General features: G+C 52.6%; 18 protein-coding genes. 13 read left to right on the top strand and 5 right to left on the bottom strand.

What is annotated here, in order from left to right; translation table 11 throughout:
• The first annotated feature begins 8 nt into the window (after positions 1 to 8).
• The 13 genes from C8R21_RS01595 (at position 9) to C8R21_RS01515 (ending at position 15,784) form a co-directional block, all read left to right on the top strand.
• A complete protein-coding gene (locus C8R21_RS01595) occupies positions 9 to 542 on the top strand; it encodes a DUF421 domain-containing protein (RefSeq protein WP_107761138.1) in 534 nt (177 codons plus the stop codon).
• A gap of 17 nt (positions 543 to 559) precedes the next feature.
• Positions 560 to 1,369 carry an inositol monophosphatase family protein gene (locus C8R21_RS01590; protein WP_107761137.1) on the top strand — a complete coding sequence of 270 codons (810 nt, stop codon included), beginning with the start codon at positions 560 to 562 and terminating at the stop codon, positions 1,367 to 1,369.
• Positions 1,370 to 1,475: 106 nt separating this feature from the next.
• Entirely contained in the window at positions 1,476 to 1,889 is a 414-nt protein-coding gene (locus C8R21_RS01585) for a hypothetical protein (RefSeq protein ID WP_146162429.1), read from the top strand.
• Between the two features lie 103 nt (positions 1,890 to 1,992).
• Entirely contained in the window at positions 1,993 to 3,153 is a 1,161-nt protein-coding gene (locus C8R21_RS01580) for a zinc-dependent alcohol dehydrogenase (protein ID WP_107761135.1), read from the top strand.
• A gap of 484 nt (positions 3,154 to 3,637) precedes the next feature.
• Positions 3,638 to 4,879, top strand: a complete 1,242-nt coding sequence (locus tag C8R21_RS01570; protein ID WP_258192194.1) for an MFS transporter — start codon at positions 3,638 to 3,640, stop codon at positions 4,877 to 4,879.
• A gap of 312 nt (positions 4,880 to 5,191) precedes the next feature.
• Positions 5,192 to 6,196, top strand: coding sequence for a PstS family phosphate ABC transporter substrate-binding protein (locus tag C8R21_RS01565; RefSeq protein WP_107761132.1), 1,005 nt, complete (start codon positions 5,192 to 5,194; stop codon positions 6,194 to 6,196).
• Between the two features lie 374 nt (positions 6,197 to 6,570).
• On the top strand, positions 6,571 to 6,831 hold the full coding sequence (locus C8R21_RS01560) for a hypothetical protein (RefSeq protein ID WP_107761131.1): 261 nt from the start codon (positions 6,571 to 6,573) through the stop codon (positions 6,829 to 6,831).
• A 624-nt stretch (positions 6,832 to 7,455) separates the two neighbouring features.
• Complete coding sequence (locus C8R21_RS01555) at positions 7,456 to 8,955, top strand: OprO/OprP family phosphate-selective porin (protein WP_107761130.1); 1,500 nt, start codon at positions 7,456 to 7,458, stop codon at positions 8,953 to 8,955.
• A 127-nt stretch (positions 8,956 to 9,082) separates the two neighbouring features.
• Positions 9,083 to 9,286 (top strand): hypothetical protein, encoded by a 204-nt coding sequence (locus C8R21_RS01550; RefSeq protein ID WP_074974652.1) that lies wholly within the window; start codon positions 9,083 to 9,085, stop codon positions 9,284 to 9,286.
• Between the two features lie 636 nt (positions 9,287 to 9,922).
• Positions 9,923 to 10,141, top strand: coding sequence for a hypothetical protein (locus tag C8R21_RS01540; protein WP_107761128.1), 219 nt, complete (start codon positions 9,923 to 9,925; stop codon positions 10,139 to 10,141).
• Positions 10,142 to 11,151: 1,010 nt separating this feature from the next.
• Positions 11,152 to 13,809 carry an NAD(P)-binding protein gene (locus tag C8R21_RS01525; protein ID WP_107761125.1) on the top strand — a complete coding sequence of 886 codons (2,658 nt, stop codon included), beginning with the start codon at positions 11,152 to 11,154 and terminating at the stop codon, positions 13,807 to 13,809.
• 6 nt (positions 13,810 to 13,815) lie between these two features.
• Complete coding sequence (locus C8R21_RS01520; protein WP_107761124.1) at positions 13,816 to 14,619, top strand: amidohydrolase family protein; 804 nt, start codon at positions 13,816 to 13,818, stop codon at positions 14,617 to 14,619.
• Between the two features lies 1 nt (position 14,620).
• Entirely contained in the window at positions 14,621 to 15,784 is a 1,164-nt protein-coding gene (locus tag C8R21_RS01515) for a glycosyltransferase family 4 protein (RefSeq protein ID WP_107761123.1), read from the top strand.
• On the opposite strand, the gene C8R21_RS01510 is transcribed toward C8R21_RS01515, so the two are convergent.
• The 5 genes from C8R21_RS01510 to C8R21_RS01490 all read right to left on the bottom strand — a co-directional run bounded on the left by C8R21_RS01510 (position 15,763) and on the right by C8R21_RS01490 (position 21,148).
• On the bottom strand, positions 15,763 to 16,719 hold the full coding sequence (locus C8R21_RS01510) for a YihY/virulence factor BrkB family protein (protein ID WP_107761122.1): 957 nt from the start codon (positions 16,717 to 16,719) through the stop codon (positions 15,763 to 15,765). The genes C8R21_RS01515 and C8R21_RS01510 overlap by 22 nt on opposite strands.
• A 210-nt stretch (positions 16,720 to 16,929) precedes the next feature.
• Complete coding sequence (locus tag C8R21_RS01505) at positions 16,930 to 18,567, bottom strand: hypothetical protein (RefSeq protein WP_107761121.1); 1,638 nt, start codon at positions 18,565 to 18,567, stop codon at positions 16,930 to 16,932.
• Positions 18,568 to 18,901: 334 nt separating this feature from the next.
• Positions 18,902 to 19,198, bottom strand: coding sequence for a hypothetical protein (locus C8R21_RS01500; RefSeq protein ID WP_107761120.1), 297 nt, complete (start codon positions 19,196 to 19,198; stop codon positions 18,902 to 18,904).
• A 55-nt stretch (positions 19,199 to 19,253) separates the two neighbouring features.
• The gene (locus C8R21_RS01495; protein WP_107761119.1) at positions 19,254 to 20,741 is read right to left on the bottom strand and encodes a tyrosinase family protein; all 1,488 of its coding nucleotides are present in this window, start codon (positions 20,739 to 20,741) and stop codon (positions 19,254 to 19,256) included.
• A 2-nt stretch (positions 20,742 to 20,743) separates the two neighbouring features.
• Positions 20,744 to 21,148 (bottom strand): tyrosinase cofactor, encoded by a 405-nt coding sequence (locus tag C8R21_RS01490; RefSeq protein ID WP_258192204.1) that lies wholly within the window; start codon positions 21,146 to 21,148, stop codon positions 20,744 to 20,746.
• Between the last annotated feature and the right edge of the window lie 71 nt (positions 21,149 to 21,219).

Raw genomic sequence — 21,219 nt, 5'->3', positions numbered from 1 at the left:
GCAAAAGCATGATTGATTGGTCGCGTCTTTTTGGTTTTTCCGTAAATCCCGCCGAAATCATTCTGCGAGGAACAGTTATCTACTGGTTCATCTTTTTGCTGTTCAGGCTGGTACTTCATCGCGATGTGGGCGCCATTGCCATTGCCGATGTCATGCTGCTTGTCCTGATCGCGGATGCGGCCAGTAACGGCATGTCCGGGAATTACGATTCCATCACGGATGGCTGTCTCCTTATTGCTACCCTTGCCGGCTGGAATTATCTCCTGGACCTGCTGAGCTTTCATTTTCCCGTCATCCGCCGCATCGTTCAGCTGGCTCCACTGATTCTCATACAAAATGGCAAAATCCAGCGCAAAGCCATGCGGCGTGAGTTGATTACTACCGAGGAATTAAAATCCAAATTGCGGGAACAGGGTATCGAGGATTTCAGTGAGGTAAAAATGGCGCATCTTGAAGAAGACGGCGAAATCAGCATATTGCGACACGATGGCAAAGAGCCGGAGAACTCCCCGGGCAAACCTAACAGTAAAAAGACGATTTAGAAACTCAGGAAAGTTCGATGGATGAAGAGGAAGCGTTGGAGTTCGCCCAGCACCTGACTGATCTGTCCCGATCCATCGCGCTACGATATTTCCGCACTTCGCTGGATATCCGCTGGAAGGAAGACGGGAGCCCCGTGACGATTGCAGATTGCAAGATCGAAAGCACGCTGCGTAGCGCAATACGTGATCGATATCCGGATCATGGCATTATCGGGGAAGAATATGGGTGCACTCCCGGGGCACGCTATAGCTGGATGCTGGATCCGATTGACGGGACGAAGAGCTTCACAATGGGAAACCCGCTGTTCGGGACACTCATTGGCCTGCTGGATGACAGTCAACCTATCGCCGGATTGGTCGATCTTCCTGCAATGGGAGAGCGGTGGGGTGGAACGGGCAGAAGGACAATATTCACGGATGGGATTAGCAATGGCCAAGCAAATGTCAGCGGCTGCCGTTCCATTGATGCAGCCCGGCTTTATATCATGGCCCCGCCTGGAGCCGATTCTGATGAGAAATATGCAGGGATCGAGACATTGTACCGCGTCGCCGCCATCACCCGTCCTGTTTGCGACTGCTATGCATACGGCTTGCTCGCCTCCGGCTATTGTGACCTGGTGGTCGAGGACAACCTGGAGCCTTGCGATTACCTGCCACTCGTGCCGATAATTAACGGCGCGGGCGGACAGATTACAGACTGGACAGGAAAACCCCTCACCTTGAATTCGGATGGAAGAATCATTGCCGCTTCCACTGAGCACCTTCTGGAAGCGGCAATAGAGGTGCTTCACAATTCGCTCGCGGCAGCGGATTCAGTCACCGGATAGTTCTCGCGTGCTGTTAGTGCGATTCCGCACCGAAAATCCTATCTTCCCGAAATAGAATCCGTTTTCGATCGGTTGGTTATTTCCTGAAACCATTATGGGAGCAGCCATGAAACCTTCAAAATTTGTGACTCAATCCTTGCTCCTGGCAGGCACAGTTTTCCTGGCGCCAGTGGCAATTCACGCGCAGATTGCGCCGGGACCGGGAGGTTCCATCGTCGGGCAACCGCCCGGCCAGGGAATGTCGCCGGGGGGTGGCTACATCGTCGGGCAGCCGCCTCCCCCACCTACCCGCCCCATGCCGGAACGACCCTCGATGAGACAAAACGATTCCACGCCGCCCCCGCTCGTCCCCGGACAGATCGGACCGGTACAGCCCGGCTCTCCACCCAGCGGCTTGATGAGCGGACGCGATGCGGCCAAGGAGAGGCTCAACCGTACAATCAGAGAAGGAGCGGACCTGGATCGAAACGGAATAATAAGTCCGGAAGAAGCCACCACGATACCGCAAAGTTCCCCTTAGCCGAAATAGCAAGGTAAATCTGGCTCGAGGATTATCCGATCCTCGAGCCCACGCTGTCCCGCACGTCTGGTAAACCGCCACTCCCCCTTCAAAGGAGAAACCAATGCGCGCAGTCACCTATCATGGAAGCTACGATGTTCGCGTGGATACCGTACCCGACCCGATACTTCAGGAACCGGACGACATTGTCCTGAAGATTACGGCCACCGCGATCTGCGGATCAGACTTGCACCTGTATCGGGGCAAAATGCCGGAACTCAAGAATGGCGACATACTCGGCCATGAGTTTATGGGAACAGTCGTCGATGCGGGCTCGGGGATTACAGCGTTGCAAAAAGGCGATCGGGTGGTGGTCCCCTTCGTTATCGCCTGCGGACAATGCTTCTTCTGCGAGAGGCAATTATATGCCGCTTGTGAAACGACCAATCCGGATCGGGGCGCAATCATGAACAGAAAAAACGTACGTTCAGGTGCTGCCTTTTTTGGCTATACCCACCTCTATGGTGGGGTGCCCGGAGGGCAGGCTGAATATGTACGAGTGCCGAAGGCAAACGTGGGACCAATCAAGATTCCCGAAACGCTTCCGGATGAGAAAGTCCTGTTCCTGAGCGATATTTTACCGACCGGCTATCAGGCTGTTCTGAATGCAGATATAGGTCCAGGTTCCAGCGTAGCGATTTTTGGCGCGGGTCCGGTGGGATTGATGTCGGCGGCTTGCGCGCGGCTTCTTGGGGCGGAAACAATTTTCATGATCGACCATCATCCGTATCGACTCGAATTCGCTCGCCAAACATATGACATACTTCCCATCAATTTCGATGAAGTCGATCCTGCCGAGGTCATTGTCGAGAAAACTTCTTACAGAGGTGTCGATGCGGCCATCGATGCAATAGGATTTGAAGCCAAAGGCAGCGCACTCGAGACCGTCATGACCAACCTGAAACTGGAAGGCAGTAGCGGCGTGGCCTTGCGCCAATGCATGGCAGCAGTAAGGCGGGGCGGCACGATCAGCGTGCCGGGAGTATATGCAGGTTTTATCCATGCCTTCCTCTTCGGTGATGCTTTCGAGAAAGGCCTGACCTTCAGAATGGGGCAAACGCATGTCCAGCGCTTCCTCCCCGAACTGCTGGAACATATCGAATCCGGAAAGCTGCAACCGGATGTCATCATCAGTCACCGGGTGCCGCTTGCTGAAGCAGCTACCGCATATAAAATCTTCGAAAAAAAAGAAGACGACTGCCGCAAGGTTGTCCTGACGCCCTGACACCCCCACACGTCGAAGGACCACGCGCTTCCGTGCCCTGAGCTTTCGTCCCCGTTCATCCTGACCTGTGTCTGCTGAAGGTCGAACAGCTCAGGACAGACCCTTTGGCAGGCTCAAGACAGGCCTGTCGAAGGGGATATCTGACATCATCGTTCGTTACTGTCGGATTTCGCTGCGCTCGAGCCGACTTACAAATCAAACCATCGTTCGTCGGAGCCCTTGTTTGCTATGCTGCGGGGTTGCTGGTCAATACGACGAAGAGTATTCCTGTCCGGTTTACCGGCTGACAGATGTGCCGGTGAGGAAGGGCAGGATGTGATTTTCTCCCCACAGACAGCGCTGTTCGATGAGGCGCTGAAAGTTTCCATCGGGCGAACCAACCGCCATTTCACGAGATATCAGTTGTAAAAGAAATGGTGTAAATACATGGGTGGCGACAAAACCGGCATTACCATGTAGATGGACCAGATGGAGGATCAAGTCAGTGAAAGTGTATGTGGGGCGCAGAATACTCACCCGGTTGCTCATGCCTGCGGAGGCAGCTGAAACTGCTTTCCCATTGCTGGCAGCACGCGCATTGCGCGCCTTTGGCGATGGCTATGTTGCCGTACTTTTGCCAGCTTATCTGCTGGCGCTGGGATTTGATCAATTGGATGTAGGCTTTTTAACTACGGCAACGTTAGCCGGATCAGCTTTGGCGATTCTGGGGGTCGGTACAATTGGCTACAGATGGACAGCTCGTCGACTGTTGCTATCCGCTGCCTTGTTGATGGCAGTTACCGGTCTTGGCTTTGCAAGCATCTCGTCTTTTTGGCCACTGTTTGTTGTCGCATTCGTAGGAACACTTAATCCTGGTTCGAGCGATATAAGCGTGTTTTTGCCACTTGAGCATGCACACTTGGCACAAGTGGCCAGAGGCAACGCACGAATCACACTGTTTGCACGTTATTCACTTATTGGCTCGCTGAGCGCCGCTGTAGGTGCTTCAGCCGCCGTCATTCCGTCCTGGCTCGTATCGGGGTGGCCGGGTCTTTCATTAATTGACGGCCTTCGCGGAATGTTCGTGCTGTATGGTCTACTCGGCGGAGCAGTCTGGCTGCTCTATCGGACTCTCCCGGCGATCGAGGTTCAGTCTCCCCTACCGCATCCGTTGGGCGCTTCACGCCGCATTGTGTTCAAGCTAGCCACGTTATTCAGCATTGATGCGTTTGCGGGGGGATTGTTGGGAAATTCGCTGCTAACGCTCTGGCTTTTTGAGCGGTTTGGACTATCGCTCGCGCAAGCCGGAACATTCTTCTTCTGCGCGGGCCTCTTATCTGCCGGATCCCAGCTTGCTGCACCGGTCGTCGCGCGCAGGATCGGCCTACTCAACACAATGGTCTTCACTCACCTCTCTGCTAACGTGTGCCTCATTTTTGCTGCTATTGCCCCCAATCTTGAGGGCGCGCTCGCTCTGCTGTTCGTACGGAGCGCATTATCGCAGATGGACGTGCCGACCCGTGCTGCCTATGTAATGGCGGTGGTCACGTCTGCAGAGCGCACTGCCGCTGCAAGCTTCACCACAGTGTCCCGCAGCCTTGCTTCGATCGCCAGCCCAACCCTGACCGGGGCCTTGCTGGCCAGCGGACTGCTGAGCGCACCTTTGATTGCTTGTGGAGCTTTGAAGATTGCTTACGATCTGGCCTTGCTAATATCCTTTAGACGCCTGGATGTTCCGCTGGATTGAGATTGAAAGGATTGGTTTTCGGTCACGGTAAGGGCGAGTCTGTCCTTCAGTTCAGGGATAGAAACAAAACCATCAAATTACCAAAGACCCATCAACGTTTCATTGCCCCATGCACCTTCCGGCCATACCGCCTTGAACTCTCCTGTGATCGCCTCCCCCTCTCCTGTAGCCAAAATCACCTGTTGTCATAAAACAGCCACAAAGCTGAAATGGTATGGACATATCCGGGCAGTATTCTCCCGCTGGGTTTCTATAAAAAGACGGTAAGGATGTCGCCAGGAGCGGCTCCTGATCCACCTTGCGGAGAACAAAATGCTGAAATTGCCGGGTATTGAGATAGTAGTAGTGGTGGTGGTATTGGGTGTGCTGCTTGGAGCGGCCAGCGTGGTACATGCTGAACCGATTATAAAAATTGATGGTTCCAGCACTGTTTTTCCCATTACAGAGGCAGTGGCCGAGGATTTTCAAATAGCCATGAAAGGTGCGGCTAAAGTCACAGTTGGTATTTCAGGCACGGGGGGAGGGTTCAAGAAATTTTGCCGGGGTGAAATAGATATCGCCAATGCTTCGCGCCCTATCCTGAAAAAAGAAATGGACAATTGTAAAACCGCCGGGGTTCAATACGTTGAAATGCCCGTGGCTTTCGATGCTTTGACGGTTGTGGTGAACCCAAGAAATGATTGGGTTAAAACCATTACGGTTGCAGAATTAAAGAAGATTTGGGAGCCGGACGCCCAGGGGAAAATAACCCGATGGAATCAAGTAAACTCGGCATGGCCTGATGACCCGATAAAGCTCTACGGCCCGGGAGCGGATTCCGGTACCTTTGACTACTTTACGGAAGCCGTCGTCGGAAAGGCGAAATCAAGTCGGGGCGATTACACCGCTTCGGAAGACGACAACGTGTTGGTACAGGGGGTAGCGAGCGATAAAAACGCACTTGGGTATTTTGGCTTTGCTTACTATAACGAAAATCAGAAAAAGCTTGAAGCGCTTCCTGTGGATGGAGGCAAAGGCGGCGTTCTCCCGTCCCTTAAAACGGTGGAAGATGGAAGCTATCAGCCATTGTCTCGCCCGATTTTTATTTACATCAACATCAAGGCGGCAGAAAAACCCGAAGTCAGGAAATTTGTTGAGTTCTATATGAAAAATGCGCCAGCTCTGGTGAGGGAAGTCAAATACTTTCCGCTGCCAGCTCAAGCGTATACCACTAACCTGGAACACCTGGACAAGAAGAAGCTTGGCACAGTATTTAACGGCCAGCCGGAAGTTGGGCTCAAGATCGATGAACTGCTCAAGCGTGAGGCCAGCCTGTAATACGACGAAAAAGATGAGGGGGAAACTGCAATATTCACCGCTATTTAAGCCTTTTTGGTTGAACCTCGTGCCTGACCAGCAATACCTATCTGATAAGGCCTCGTTACGCTCTGCGTCCCCCTCTTTCCGCTACCCATAGGCTAGCAGCCGCAGAATCAAGTCCGGGATTCTCTAAGGTACTTACACCTCAACCTTATCCTTGCTTCCTACCTTTGGAAATGCTCTACAACGTGCATCAAATCCTGATACAGCGCAACTGACAATACTCGATATTCTCAGTTGTTTCCAATGAACTAACGCCTAAGTCCTTAAAAATACTGTAACAAATGCCCAGTACGATGTCTGACCGAATCCTATTCGCACAGGAGTGAATCATGTTTGAATATGCTGTGTATGTACGGACCAAAGAGGGCTACGTCGAGCGCATGAATAATATTATTTATAACTTCCCTTACGATCCGCAAGAAGCCTATGGTTCTTTAGCCCCCTATGTGCACGAAGAAAAGCTCGTCGGTTTTCCTGAATCCGTAGTGCTCTGGGAAAACACTATAGGACCGAGTGTAGGCATAGCTCCTATTAACCCTCCTTCTCACTCTGCGGAGGGTGCCCTCCTCCCCGCCTTATTGATGGGTTAGAGTTCCTGGCTGTTAACGTCAATTCCTGTGCCTAATCTGGCTATGGGATATTAATTGTGGGATCCATCTTATCCCTTTGGCGATGTCCTTTTCCTGTGTCTTTAGGAGTGTAAAAGAACCGGGCCTACGACTCTGCCTCCCTCGTTCATTAGGCCGGGTTCTTTTTTTTGTTTCTGCAGAGGTTAAAGGCTGGCCCACATCAACTCTCTGCATGATCCGATCCTCATCTGGCAGCTGTATCGTTTAAGAAACAGCAAACGGGGAAGAGAAAGATTCTCGCATTTCAGACTGTGAACCCTCGCACAAAATCTCGCCAGCAAGAAAGCTTGAAGGGATTTGAAAAGAATCCCCTTACACCGCCTCCTTCAGCCAGCTCCTTTCTTAAAATTCTGTAAGTAGCGCTACCCCTCCGTCACAGGCAAAGCTCAGCCTGCCGTTCGTCGTACATTGGGGCCATGACAGGGAGTATCTGGGCGTTCGGCTCGGTCGTCATGGCTCAACCCTACCTTTTGTCATAAAACAGTTACAAAAGGGTAATAAGGTCGTCATTTCCCTTACATATCCTTGCCCCCGGTTTTTACCAATAAAACATGACCAATCAACACTACAACCGGGAGCATATCTTTGAAATTTTCAAAACTTGTATTGACAGCGGCTGCTGCCTTGGGAGCAAGCACATCATCTTTGGTTTTTGCGATTGATCTTTATGTTGATACCAAAACCAAGCATATATTTGCAGAGCCCGGGCCTGACCGGCAACCGCTGGGTACCTATGAAAAAGTCCAAGGTACACCATCAAATAACGCCACGCCCGCGCCGGAGGCAGAGAGAATCGGTCAGCCACTGCCTGGAGACAGAAATGCGAGAATAAAAGAAAAAGCGGAACGTGCGCAGCTCGTTGGCAAGGTTGAGTCTCTTGAGGAACGTTTCAAGGAAAGCGAAAAGCAACTCAAGCTGGATAAAAACGGCCTGCAATTTGAAACAGCAGACAAGAACTTCAAGTTCAAGATCGGGGGCCGGATTCATACGGATTACACGCACAGTAGTAATGATCATTTTTTTAAAGGCGGGGTGCCGGTTCAAGCCAATGATGGCGCAGAGCTGCGCAGGGGGCGACTGGAGTTTGCAGGCACTTTCTTTAAAGATTGGGATTTCAAGAGCCAGGTCGACTTCGCTGATAACCAAGTCGGCGTCAAGGACATGTTTATCTCATATAAAGGGCTGGATTTCGCAAAGGTCAACGTCGGCCATCAGAAACAGGCTTTCAGCCGCGAGTTACAGGAAAGCTCCAACGATCTCATGTTCATGGAAAGATCGTTAATGAATGTGCTCAACGCGCCGCTCGTAGACCGCGCTATCGGTGTAAACCTGTCAAGTAGAGGTAAGAACTGGACCGGACAGGTCGGGCTTTATGGGGAGTCAATCGACGCCAATAACGACAGTTTGGATGAAAGTTGGGGAACCAATTCGCGCATCACTTTTGCACCCATTGACGAAAAGACAAGGATTGTCCATTTGGGGGTGGCAGGGAACTATCGCAGACCGAGTGGCAGCGGTCAGTTATTTGGTCCCTCAAATGGCGTGAGATTCAGGCATGAAACCTCGCATATAACCAACCTCTTTCCAATTGATTCGGGTGCCCTGGGAAATATCGAGGACATCAAGATGCTGGGCCTGGAGGCCAGCGGCGTATATGGACCTTTCAGCGTAGGAGGCGAGTATACCCATAGCTGGATTGCCCGTAGAAACGGCCTGGATTCACTGAGCTTCCATGGATGGTACGGAGAAGCTGCGTGGACACTTACAGGAGAATCGCGCCAGTACAAAGAAGGAAAGTTTCACAGAGTAGAGCCAACCCGGAATCTCAGCTTTTCCAAGGGCGGATGGGGCGCATGGGAACTCGCTGCGCGTATCGCCGGAGTAGACCTGAATGATGGCGTCTTCAGGGCAGGAGAGATGAAAAACTTTACCGCCGCCTTGAACTGGTACGTGAACAGCAACATTCGCTTCATGTTCAATTACGACAGGATATTGGAAATCAAGGATTCGCCCCTAATCACGGCAAACGGGGGCAAGCCGGACGACCTGAATACTTTCATGTTCCGCAGTCAAATAGCCTTCTGATTCCGATTCGCTTGAGGATGCGCGTGAAATCACGGAGCAGCGGCTTAAACCTGTAACGAAGAACGGCCCGAATGCCGCTGAAATGAGGATTTTCTGTCTGATGTGTTTCCCCCATGGATGATATGTTATGAAAAAACGAAGATACATTGATCTGTACGGCTATACAGCCGACGAGTTCGATCGCTTGCTGGAAAGAGGTATTAACAAGAAGCTGCGCTCTGCCGGAAAATCCAGGTCGGAGTTGGACATGTCCACTGTCTTTGTGGCTTATGAAGATGAGACTCGCAAACTTCCTCGCCGTAGACTCCGCGAAATGCGGATTGCCGCCTGAGTTCTGGCTTCTATAACTGGAAGCTTCACTTCAAAAGCCGCTAACCAGTGGTTTTTTAAAAACTCTGTCCAAACCAGGAATAGGGTTTGATAAAAGTCCCTGTAGCAATGAAGCATCATGCCTCCGTTACAGGGGCTTTTTTGCGCCCATGAAAATCAAAGCTCTTCCCTTCCATTTGTAATTGCCGCTTGACAATAGACTCAGCGACTCCGGGCGCCATTAAGAGAGTCGATCTTCTTGCCGGGATTGGCCACTGATATTTTTCACATAACCGGTTGTTGAGCAAGACAGTAGCGGCTGTCATCGGCTTATCAGAGTTCAGAACGGCCTACGCGAGGTGTTCCCCCATTGCTTTTGCATGTCATGGGGCCAGCAGGCTTTATCAGGAAAAAATGGCCCGCACCTGGATCAGAACGATGTTGCCTTTAAAAAGGCTGTAACAAATCCACAGTAAGATGCGCGAACGAACCTCATTACAGGAGCGAGTCATGTTTGAGCACCTCCGCCCCTACCTTATTAGGGGTTAGGGCCAGAACTATCTTGGCAGCACTGTTACCTGGGCAGGTAACATAAATTCCTGTGTTCACTTTGACAGAGGAGACGTTGAACAAGCATCAATTTATGAGGAAATAAAAAATGTCACCTGATAGTTCCCGCTTTGCTGTGGGTATATTTATAGTGCTGGTGAGCCTCAGCGCTGCCTACGCCACCATGAATAATTTTTCCGGCCATCCTGCCAACTCCTCGGAACGGTTATACGAGGAATTGAATGCTGCGTTTGCCTCTCATTGGAAAGCCTGGACGGGCCTGGACATTAAAGCCGATCGGACTCGGACAGGTCCGGGAAGCCGATAAACATTAAGATCGATGGGCTTGATGTTCCCGCCCTTGCGCTGTCCTACGATATGGATAAGCTGCATGATAAGGAAAGATTTATTGCACCCCGCTCCCACGAACTTTTAGCGCAGGATTTCCGGAAAGGCACGCGGTGTAGCGGCTTCATACAATCAGTTAGGGGATGCCGCTTGCTGAAGCGGGTACCGCATATAAAATCTTCGAAAAAAAGAAGACGACTGTCGCAAGGTTGTCCTGACACCTCACGCACGCCGAAAAGCGTTTCGCGTTCCCGCTCGCCCTGCCCCCTTCGTTTTCATCCGCCCTGAGCCCGTCATCTTCTCCGTTCGCCCTGAATCCTTCAGCAGCGCAGCGAGGCAGAAACGGAGCAAAACCTGACACCAACGCTGCCGAGGAAAGAGCCTGACAAGAATCTTTGTTCAAAAAATCGGCAGCGTACCTATTTAACTCGGCGAGCAAACAGTACAAATGTCATACCGACGGAAGCCGGTATCCAGTGATTTCATGTCAGTTCGCCCTGCACTCGTCCAAGGATCGGATAAATGATCTCACGATAGAACCCGAAGTGCTGTACGAGGGATGCATGAATTGTTCGTTATCGCACAGTAGTCTTCCATAAAACCCCCGATGATAGCGGCAGCTATATGTCCTGCCCAGCAGGCAAACTAGTCAAACGACGCTAAAAGCATCACGCTTGACGCAAGACTTGCGCAGCTTCTCTATGGTTCAGCTCTCGGGCATCAGGGATGGGCGCAGGTAATAACAAGATATTTCGTTCTTTTCGCTGGCCAGACTATGGAGGTTCGGATTAATGGTGCAGACTTGCCTTTATCCATGAATCATGCGATCCGGCATATGGCTCTGGCATATCACGATTATTTCCTGCTGGAGGATTTCAGGTTCCGGCCAATCCGGGAAAGTGTGGGTTGGCGATCAGCGGAAAAAGACGGCCAATTCGATTTTTCATCGGTCGAACTACGTTCGTCCCACCCAACACTCAAGGAACCCCAATGACGACAATTATTGTTTTTTCCCATCTGCGCTGGGACTTTGTATATCAACGGCCCCAACATCTTCTCTCCCGGCTTGCTGAAAACTACAAAATTGTTTTCATTGAAGAGCCCACGCTACACCGGCATGGCAGCTTCATCGAATACTCCCGACCCGGGCCGAACATTACTGTACTCAAGCCTCATACTCCTGTCCCTGCGCCGGGTTTTCACGATGAGCAACTGCCGCATCTGATCAAACTGATGCAGCAATTCGTTGTTCTGGAAGAAGAACATATCGCCTGGTTTTATACCCCGATGGCGTTGCCGCTGCTGCAGGAGCTGCAACCCTCCCTGGTTATCTATGATTGCATGGATGAACTGGCTGCTTTCAAGAATCCGCCCAAGCAAATGCTTCAACGGGAAAATGCGCTGCTGAGAATTGCGGACCTCGTTTTTACCGGCGGACCAAGCCTCTACCGGGCAAAGCGCGCGCGCCATCCGAACGTGCACTGCTTTCCCAGCAGTGTAGACATCGACCATTTTGAACAGGCAAGGGACCGAAGCGATCACCATCCGGCTCAGGAGGACATACCCGGCCCCCGGCTCGGCTATTATGGCGTGATAGACGAGCGGCTTGATCTGGAACTCATCGATCGCCTGGCAGAGGCACACCCGCAATGGCAGATCGTCCTGGTTGGGCCCGTCGCGAAGATCAGCCGAAGCGCATTGCCACGACGGCATAACATCCACTACCTGGGTCAGCAGCCCTATAAGGCCCTTCCACATTTTTTGGCTGGCTGGAACGTATGTTTGCTTCCTTTTGCACTGAATGAATCCACACGCTTCATCAGCCCGACCAAGACGCTGGAGTACATGGCTGCCGAATTGCCCATAGTCAGCACACCCGTTGCAGATGTGGTGGAACTGTATGGGGAAGTCGTATCGATTGCAGATACACCGCAGGCTTTCATACGGGCCTGCGAGAACGCGTTGCTGACCACACCCGAAGACAATACGCAAACGATTATGAGAATGCGGAAAATGGTATCGGCAACCTCCTGGAATACAACTGCTGAAAAAATGCATGAACTCATGCAGAGCGTCGTCCTGCAAAACGAAGGATCAAAGAGGGATGTACGCCACTTCATAGAACCGGAGTCCTCCATCCACCGGGATATTGAACCTGTCTCTGCCGAAGACAGGAAGTGTGTCATTATCGGGGCGGGACCTACCGGATTGAGTGCCGCTTATCACCTTGATGAAGAAACACTGCTGCTGGACAAGAACCCGATAGTCGGTGGATGGTGCCGGTCGATTGAAGACAAGGGTTTCACCTTCGATCACGCCGGTCACATCATGTTTTCAAACGACGCCTACGTTCATCAGCTCTACAAGATTCTGCTCGGCGATAATGTTCATTGGCAGGACCGTGAAGCCTGGGTTTACAGCAAAGGCGTTCATACCCGTTACCCATTCCAGGGGGCGCTCTATGGGCTGCCGGCGGATGTCATCAGGGAATGTATCGTCGGAGCAATGGAAGCGCGTTATGGCGCGTTAAAGACTCCGCAAGCAAAATCAATGGAAGGAACCTGCCAGGGTCCGGATGGCGCCGCTGCCGTTGTATCCGACTGCTGCGCGGATGGGACCGGGAGTATAACGACCGAGTCCGGCAAAGTACGAGGGGCCGAAGGCGTGGTTGAAAGAAGCAAAGCAGAAAACTTCGAAGATTTCATCTACCGGGTATGGGGGGCAGGTATCGCGAAACATTTTGCGATCCCTTACAACAGAAAACTCTGGACAGTTCCACTGACAGAAATGGAAACTTCCTGGCTTGGGGGCCGCGTACCCCTGCCCGACCTGGAGGAAATCATAGAAGGCGCACTACGGCCTGTCGCCAAACCGATGGGGCCCAATGCACGCTTTGGTTACCCTCTTCGGGGGGGATTTCATGCCATGATGTCTGGCTTTGTTCCCCACATCAAAGGCGCCATTGAACTGAATGCAGATGTTGCCCGCATTTCACCGGACCAACACTTGATTACATTGACGGATGGAAGACGCTACCGGTACCAGTACCTGCTCAGCACGATCCCGCTGCCTGAACTGATCCGCAGCATTGGCGATGAAGCGCCTTCGCCAATCAAAAAAGCGGCAGCTGCGTTGCGCCACGTTTCGGTGCGCTGCGTCAACCTGGGTATCGGCAGGGAAAATATTTCAGACAAGCACTGGATCTATTATCCGGAAGACACCATCTTCCACCGGGTTTTTCTCCAGGGAAATGCAAGCCCTGCCTGCAATCCGCCGGGCGGATTTGGTCTCACCTGTGAAATATCCTACTCGCCGACCAAGCCGCTGCCACTCGACGGCCAGGAGTTAATCGACCGATGCGTGGAAGACTGCATCAAGGTGGGTTTGTTTACGCGAGACGATAAATTGATTACGGCCAATCTGGTGGATATGCCGTACGCCTATGTGGTATATGACCATGCGAGAAAGCAGAGCGTTGAAACCATCCGGCAATGGCTTTCGGAGCGAGATATTATCCTGGGCGGGCGCTACAGCGAGTGGGAATATTACAACTCCGATCATGCTTTCCTGGCAGGAAAAAAGGCAGCAGAAGCTATCAGTCAATTCTCTGACAGCGAAGAACGTGTTGCCGACAAAACCGCAGTGTGATCGAGCATGATAATAGACGCTCATATTCATTGTTCAGGGGATGAGAAAGTAGATGACATTCTACAGGCGTTGGATCTGGCGCAGGTGGACAAGGCCGTTGTGCTTGCGCCGTTTTTGAGCGGCCCATATTCCATGCACGACAGTGCGTCGTTAAGGTCGGCCAACCATTATCTTTCCCAGCTTGTAGGTCATCATACCGATCGCCTGATCGGGTTTGCGGTAATCAACCCTTCGTTAGAAGGTGCGTGCGAAGATCTTGTCAGCGCGCATGAGTTGGGGCTTCATGGACTCAAAATGGTGCCAGCCGGATGGTACCCTTATGACGACTGCGCGCGGGACGTTTATGAAACAGCAGCCCGCCTCAAGATTCCAATCCTGTTCCACAGCGGTATTTTTATCGATGGAAAATCGGGGCGTTTCTGTCGCCCCAGCTTTTACGAAGCGATACGCGAGTATCCTGACCTGCGCGTTACCCTGGCTCACCTGGGGTGGCCGTGGTCCGACGAGGCGAATGCGGTAGGTCTCATAGACCTCATCAACGGAGTGCCGCCTGACAACAGCCAGTTTCGCTTCGACATTTCCTTTGGCGCGCCTCCTGTTTACCGCCTTGAAGTTCTGAGAAAAGCAATCGACGTCCTCACGCCCGATTTATTGCAATTCGGCAGCGATGTGTTTTTGCCCTGTAGTGCGGATTTGATAAAAAGCCGAATTGACGATGTGTTGACGCTGCTGGAACGTCTCGACGTGGACAAGTCCAGCCGCGACCGGATCATGGGAGGGACAGCCGCGGCCTGGCTGGGAATAAATTGACGTGAAAATCATTTCAACTGCCGAACGACCTATCAATCTTCTCGAAATTATAGGGGCCTCCATCGTCGGTGGAATGGAAACTTACGTCTTGAGGTTGCTCGAGCGACTGCCGCAGGATACTTTTCGTGTCACCTGCCTCTGTGTGGCGGAAGGTAAACTGACATCGCAATTACGCGATATCGGCTGTAGCGTTCACATCACTCCTGTCACCGATGAGCCTGACTGGCAGTCTATCCTCCTTGGTTCGAGTCTCGTCCGGGCTGATGCGATCGACGTCATCCATGCACACCTTCCCAATGCGCACTCGCTTGCAGGTATCCTGAGCAGGTTGACCGACACACCGGCAATAGCCACTGTCCACGGACGCTACCTGAGCATGCGCGATTTTGAAGTGCACAAGCTCATGAATACTCATATCAACGTGGTTGCAAAAACCGCCTACTTTCAAGCGTTGACTCTGGGCGTACCAAGCACAAAACTGCGCTTCATTCCTAACGGAATCGATACAAAGATCTTCCATCCGGCTCCCAAGTCCAATTACCTTCATTCCTTGATCAAGATCCCGCCAGAAGCGCCCCTTGTAGGCTTCATCGGTCGCCTCTCGCCCGAGAAGGGGCCGGAAATGTTTATTCGCGTGGCGCAGCTAGCGCACAAGAGGCTCAAGAACTGCCATTTCGTACTGGTGGGCGAAGGGCCGATGCGGGGAGAGCTCCAGAACGAGATCGACCAGCACGATCTGACAGGCCACATTCATATGGTGGGCCTGCAGCGGGACATGGCAAAAATCTACCCCTGCCTCGATCTCGTTGTGTCAACTTCGTATTCTGAAGCGATGCCCCTGGTGATCGTGGAAGCGATGGCATCAGGCCTCCCGGTGGTGGCTACGAATGTCGGGGGCGTAGTCGATATTGTCGAGGTAGGCGGTACCGGTCTGCTGAAACAGCCCGGAGATACGGAAGGCCTAGCCAATGATGTCGTCACTCTGATGACGAGCAATTCGACCCGTCTCAGGATGGGGGAAGCAGCCCGAAAACGCGTCGAAGAGAAGTTCGACCTGAGCGATATCGTCGCTCAAACTGCGCAAGTATTGCGGTCTCTTACCCAAGGTGGTATCAAAGGAAGCGATGCGGATACAGCAAAGGGTTATCGAAAAGCGCGTTCCTGATGGTTCTTCGCGGTGAAACCTTCCGCCGCCTCTCCGCGCGTCATCTCTACCGGGCCAGCGGAGATGGTTCTCGGGGGAATCTCCTGGTTTTTTCGCGATCCACGAGCATGAGAATATACCCAGGTAAACTCGGCACCCAGTAAAAAAATCTGGGCTGAGTAGTAAACCCACACCAATACGACAACCAGTGATCCCGCGGCGCCAAATCCGGAACTGATCGCGCTTTTTCCAATGTAAAGACCGATCAGAAACTTGCCGATGGTAAACAGCAATGCGGTAACGCCTGCCCCCAGCCACACGTCCTTCCACTGAATTTTCACCTGGGGCATAAATTTGTAAAGCATCGCGAAAACAGCGGTGGTAAAAACAAAGCTGAATATAAAATTCAGAGTCGTTACCAGAATTTCAAGTTCCGAAAAAAATCCACCCCACCACTTTCCCAATGCGGATACGGCGGCATTGAAAACAAGGGATACCATCATTAGAAAGCCTATTCCCAGTATTATTCCAAACGACAGCAATCTCGTCCTGATGAGCTCCCCTATCCCGCCGTTCTTGTCTTTGCCGGGTACGCGCCAGATTCGGTCGAATGCGTTCTGCAGCTCGCCAAATACGGTGGTTGCGCCAATCAGGAGTAAAACTGTTCCGACCACTGCGCCTGCCGCACCCTCTTCCGGCTTGCTGACACTTGCAAGCAACCCTTCCACCGCGGCCGCCCCTTGATCACCCATCAAGTCGCGCAATTGTCCGAAGATTTCCCCACGCACCGCTTCTTCGCCAAAGACAAGTCCTGCCGTCGAAATGACGATCAGCAAAAGCGGAGCGATGGAAAACATGGTGTAGTAGGCCAGCGCCGCGCCCATGCTTGGCGCATAATCGTCCAGCCAGGACGAAAAAGAAGCTTTGACAAGAGCCCATACCTCTTTGATATTCATGCTGTCCTCCTCTCTTCCCCCTTCCTTCCCTTTTTGTCCTCTGTCCTCCTGTCAAGCAGGCGATGGGGCAGAAATGCGAGTCGGAAAGCGGGAATTTATCCATAGAGCCGAAATAGCGCTATGAATTACAATAGGTGAAACGATTCAATTGGTATGTACGCCATTGCACAGATCGGGAGAAACAGGCTTGGGCTCGAGTGCCAACTCCAACTACTTGGCTCGCTTTCTGCTCGTATAGATCTGGTAGGCGGGATTGGGTGAATTAGGCACTCGGTCGAAGTGTTCGATGATGTAGCGGTAAATAAGAGGATGCGTATTACGAAAGCGTAATTCCTCCCGTCCATCGAGGGGAAGATCGTATATCAGAACAAAGCCGGGGCTCGCCGCTGCAATGCGCTTGATTTCCTCTTGCTGAAAATCCTCACTTCGGGGAAAAAGAGCATATATCTCCCACATCGGAGACTTGGCATTCAGCAATGGATAGCCACCCGGCCAGAATGGAGTCACGACGAAGCTGCGGTCATCTGGCGTATATTCCTCGGCTAGTTTTCTGAGCAGACGAACATCGCTTTCCACCTCCGGCGAAACCATGAGCTGGCTACCTGAAATTTCAATGGCCTTGCATTGGCCGCTGGCGCCACATTGCCAACCCGGATGAAAAGCATGCATCACCCACAGACTCGCGGCGCATAACGCCACTGCGAAAGGCCATTTGATTTTTGCAGGTTGCGCGGCCAGTAGTACCAGGCAGCCGATCAATAACGGAAAGATACTTTGGGCAAGGTGTCCGACATCGGCACGGGAATATGCATAGTGCGCATAGGGCAACCCGAGGAACACCGAAGCCACCAGGGCGGGCGAAACAGCTTTGCTACGAAATTTTTGGAAAAGGACCCATCCAATTCCGACCAGGCTGAAGATCAGTATTCCGATGAAGAATACGCCGACCAGCACACTGCGAATTGCCTCATCAGTCGGTATCGAGTCAAAGGATACTTTCCATGGCCATGGAATGGGCAAAGGAAGATTGGTCGCCTTCACTTCGAACAGAAAGCGGATACTTTCCCAAAATGCGACAGCGAAACCAGGCACAAGCAGCAGCATCGCAAGTAGCGGCGTGAAACCGGCCGCCACTCCTGCTGCCCATAGCAGGAATCCTTCCATTAACCCAGGCTGAGTCCTTCGGCTACCGGATTTGACTGCCAACCAAACCATTACTCCAGCGCTACCCAACGCTCCATACACGCCGTGATTGCGCCCGAAAACAGCCACCAGACCGATGCAAAGACCGCACACGAAGTAACGTAGCCACGTCGGATGTTGAACCAGAAAGACCAATACGCCAATGAGAAGAATGGACAGTGAAATATCGAACAGCTTATGGCGCGGGTACATCCACACCATGAGAGTGATTGCCGAAAGCAGCAGATAGAGAAAACCCGGGAACTTGAAGCGCGGGGCGCTCTTTTGTGCGATCAGCAGCAGACCCATGAACAAGCCTATCGCCTGGAACCCCGCCACCGCGCCGCGCAAGACCATGATGCCATTGTCGCCCCACAAGCTCATCAGAGCTGCCGACCAATAATAGCGGCCGGGATCGTAGGACATGAAATCGCGCAGAGGCACCTCGCCCAGCAATACCCGCTGAGCCCCGTACCATAGGTAACCTTCATCCCACAGATTGAATCCCTTGTGCCCCTGCCACAGAAAGGATGCAAGTACTGCGAAAGCAGCCAGCACAAATACAGGCAATATTTGATGTATCAGCGGGAGATTTTTTTTCGGGAGAATTTTCTGGAGCTTGCCTGGCATCGCTGTGTGGGTGAGGCGAAGCATGCCATCATACATCAGGCAGCATAGGGACAGGCGGCGGAATGACGCCTGACCGACTGGGCGGGAAGTAATTTTGTAAACGGTTCAGGAAGCGGATGAAGGCAGCTCAGAGGTGCTTTGAATATCCTGAAATGAAACCAGCTGCCTATTTAATTCTGCGAACAAACAGTACGAACATCATATCGGCTGAAGCTGGTATCAAGTGACGTTCAAAGCACGCCATTGCTGGTTTGGACTAGATTCCGGTTTGCTGGATTCGAGTCAGGCCCGGAATGAGAGATTCATAATATTTTCTGGCCAGATCAATAGTCACCGGCCAGAGAATAACGGGCGGAGAGTATTTCAATCCTCATTCGCTCGCCTGTCCCCGGCACCTGATTTTCCAGACAAGCCGCGAAAACGTCGCTTCCCCCAGGCGATTGATGGTCGGAACTGACTCTTCCGAGATCAGTGAATAGGGTGAATGGCATACCTTTTGCGCCTCGGTATCCATCCACTCCGCAAGTCGCTCTTTTGATGCCTGACTGCCATCATATAAATTTGTGATGGTATAGAAGCCTGGACTGTCACCGTTTCCGTCGGGTTTGTGCGCGATTGTCGAGCCACAGCCAGCAAGAAGAACAATCAGCGCCAGGACGCCTTTCACTCAAGATCGCTGCAGGAAGTCCAAAGAACCCGCTCGAACCCCGTCGCGTTTCCTGTCATGTTCTGACGGAAACGCTATACGCCCCTGTACCTGTCGGGCTGTAGTGCCTGACCTGAACATAATAGACGCCGCCACCAAGGTTTCGCACGATCCGCGAATTGGTTCCCGGACCACTGTCGTCGTCCTGGGCAATGACGGTCGTTTGGCTATTGGGACCGAACAACGTGAGGAAGCAATCGGTGCTCCCTGCAGTCTCTATCGTATGCGATCCGGGCGTCACGACAGTAAAGGTGTACAAGTCCCTTTCGTTGGCGGAGAGTGTGCCCTGCACTGCCGGGCCGTTTATCTGAATGGTCTGAATACCTGGCTGCGGCCCTCCTGACCCTCGCACTGAAATGCGGTAGCTTCCAGTGGATGAGCCGCTATAGTGCCTTATGCGGACATAATATGTTCCCGGCGCCAGGTCTCGTGCAATGCGCGAATTTTGGCCGGCACCGCTGTCGTCATCCTCGGCAATGAGTGCGTTGGCATCATTCGGACCATACAGGGCTGCCACCACATCGGTGGAACCCTCGGTTTCGATGACATAACTCCCCTGGCTTGAGGCAACGAAGCTGTATGCGTCCACTTCTCCCGTCTGGCCTATGGAAGCGGCAAACGGAGCCGCATCTACGGTCAGCGGTACGACCTGCGGAGGCTCCTCTTCCTCGTCATCGTAGGTGTAGCCAAGCGCATGGTGATCGAGAACATCTCGGGGTGTAGGCGGCGAAGCTTCGTTGTTCCATGGCGGCATGGGATCATCCAGTCCATGGCCGTTCACCACGCCCGCCGTGCCGCTCGGTGGACGATAATTCTGCCCCGGATTTTCCCGCTGCCATACTGCCCACAACCGATCGATATTGCAATGATGCAGCCAGAACACCGGATCGTTGGGGGATGACATCGCCATCATCGAGCCGCCTACCCACATATGGCCGGGATTGTGGATAATCCCCTCGAGATGGTTTCGAAAACTCGTGTTCATGCTGCTGTTACGATTCCAGGGCGCTGAATCATAGGGCACGATATTGATGGCGGTATTCACTCCCTGCTGGGTGGGCAGCGCTCCCATGGCGCCGAAGGCGCGGGTGAGAAAATTATCTGTGTCACCGGGGTCCAGGACAGTAAGCGTCCACTCTCCTGTGGAAAAGGCGAACGGACCCGTCATCACACGTCCGCCAGGGCCCGTTCCATTTCCGCCCATGAAATTCGCATTCCAGATGGAGGCGTTCGTCGTGCGGTCAACTGTCCAGTCCCAATACGGGATGGAAACACTGGGATCGATCTGCTGAAGGGCACGCTCGAACCGGCGGAGATACTCCCTGTGCCAGGGCAGAAAGGCGGGGCCGCCGTGTGCCGGATCGTTCACACCGGCAAGAAAGGCGGTACGGTGCTGGGCCACAAATACATCATAGGCGCCATTTGCCTTGAGCGCTTTTACCGCCGCAACAAAGGCCGCCTTCTCCGCAGCTGTCAACGTGGATTGATTCTTTCGGGTTCCCATTTTTATCTCCCCGCCTCACGATAATCGATAATTTTCCGCGCCAGCTCCATAGGCGAAGGTTGCGGATCGAAAGCGAAACCGGATGCGATATACGAGCCGGACGAATTCTTTATAACAAAAACGTTCTTTCCATCAATCCTCACGTCTACTGCCTCTCCACCCGCCCTTTCCGCCCTCGCGGCCTCCAATCCCGCGGCGCCTTCTGCTGGTGCGTCTTCCCCTGTTCGAACAACAATCTCCCGACCCTTATAAGTTTCACGCTGCTCCGCCATTTTTTTCCTCGCACATGTATTGTTCCAAGCTAAAAGCTGGCCGCTCGATGAGCTGGTGTTTTCAATATAGGTGATTTCATCAGAAATGCCAGAAGAGCCAGACGCGGACGCGGACGCGGCCAACACGTAAAACATGAACGTCAACAAGCCAGATGCAGAATGTCGCATGAATTATGTCTTTAGCATGGAGATTGTCCAACTGCCGT

Source organism: Nitrosospira multiformis (assembly GCF_003050865.1).
Lineage (GTDB): Bacteria > Pseudomonadota > Gammaproteobacteria > Burkholderiales > Nitrosomonadaceae > Nitrosospira > Nitrosospira multiformis_E.
This window is presented reverse-complemented; position numbering and strand designations above follow the sequence as displayed.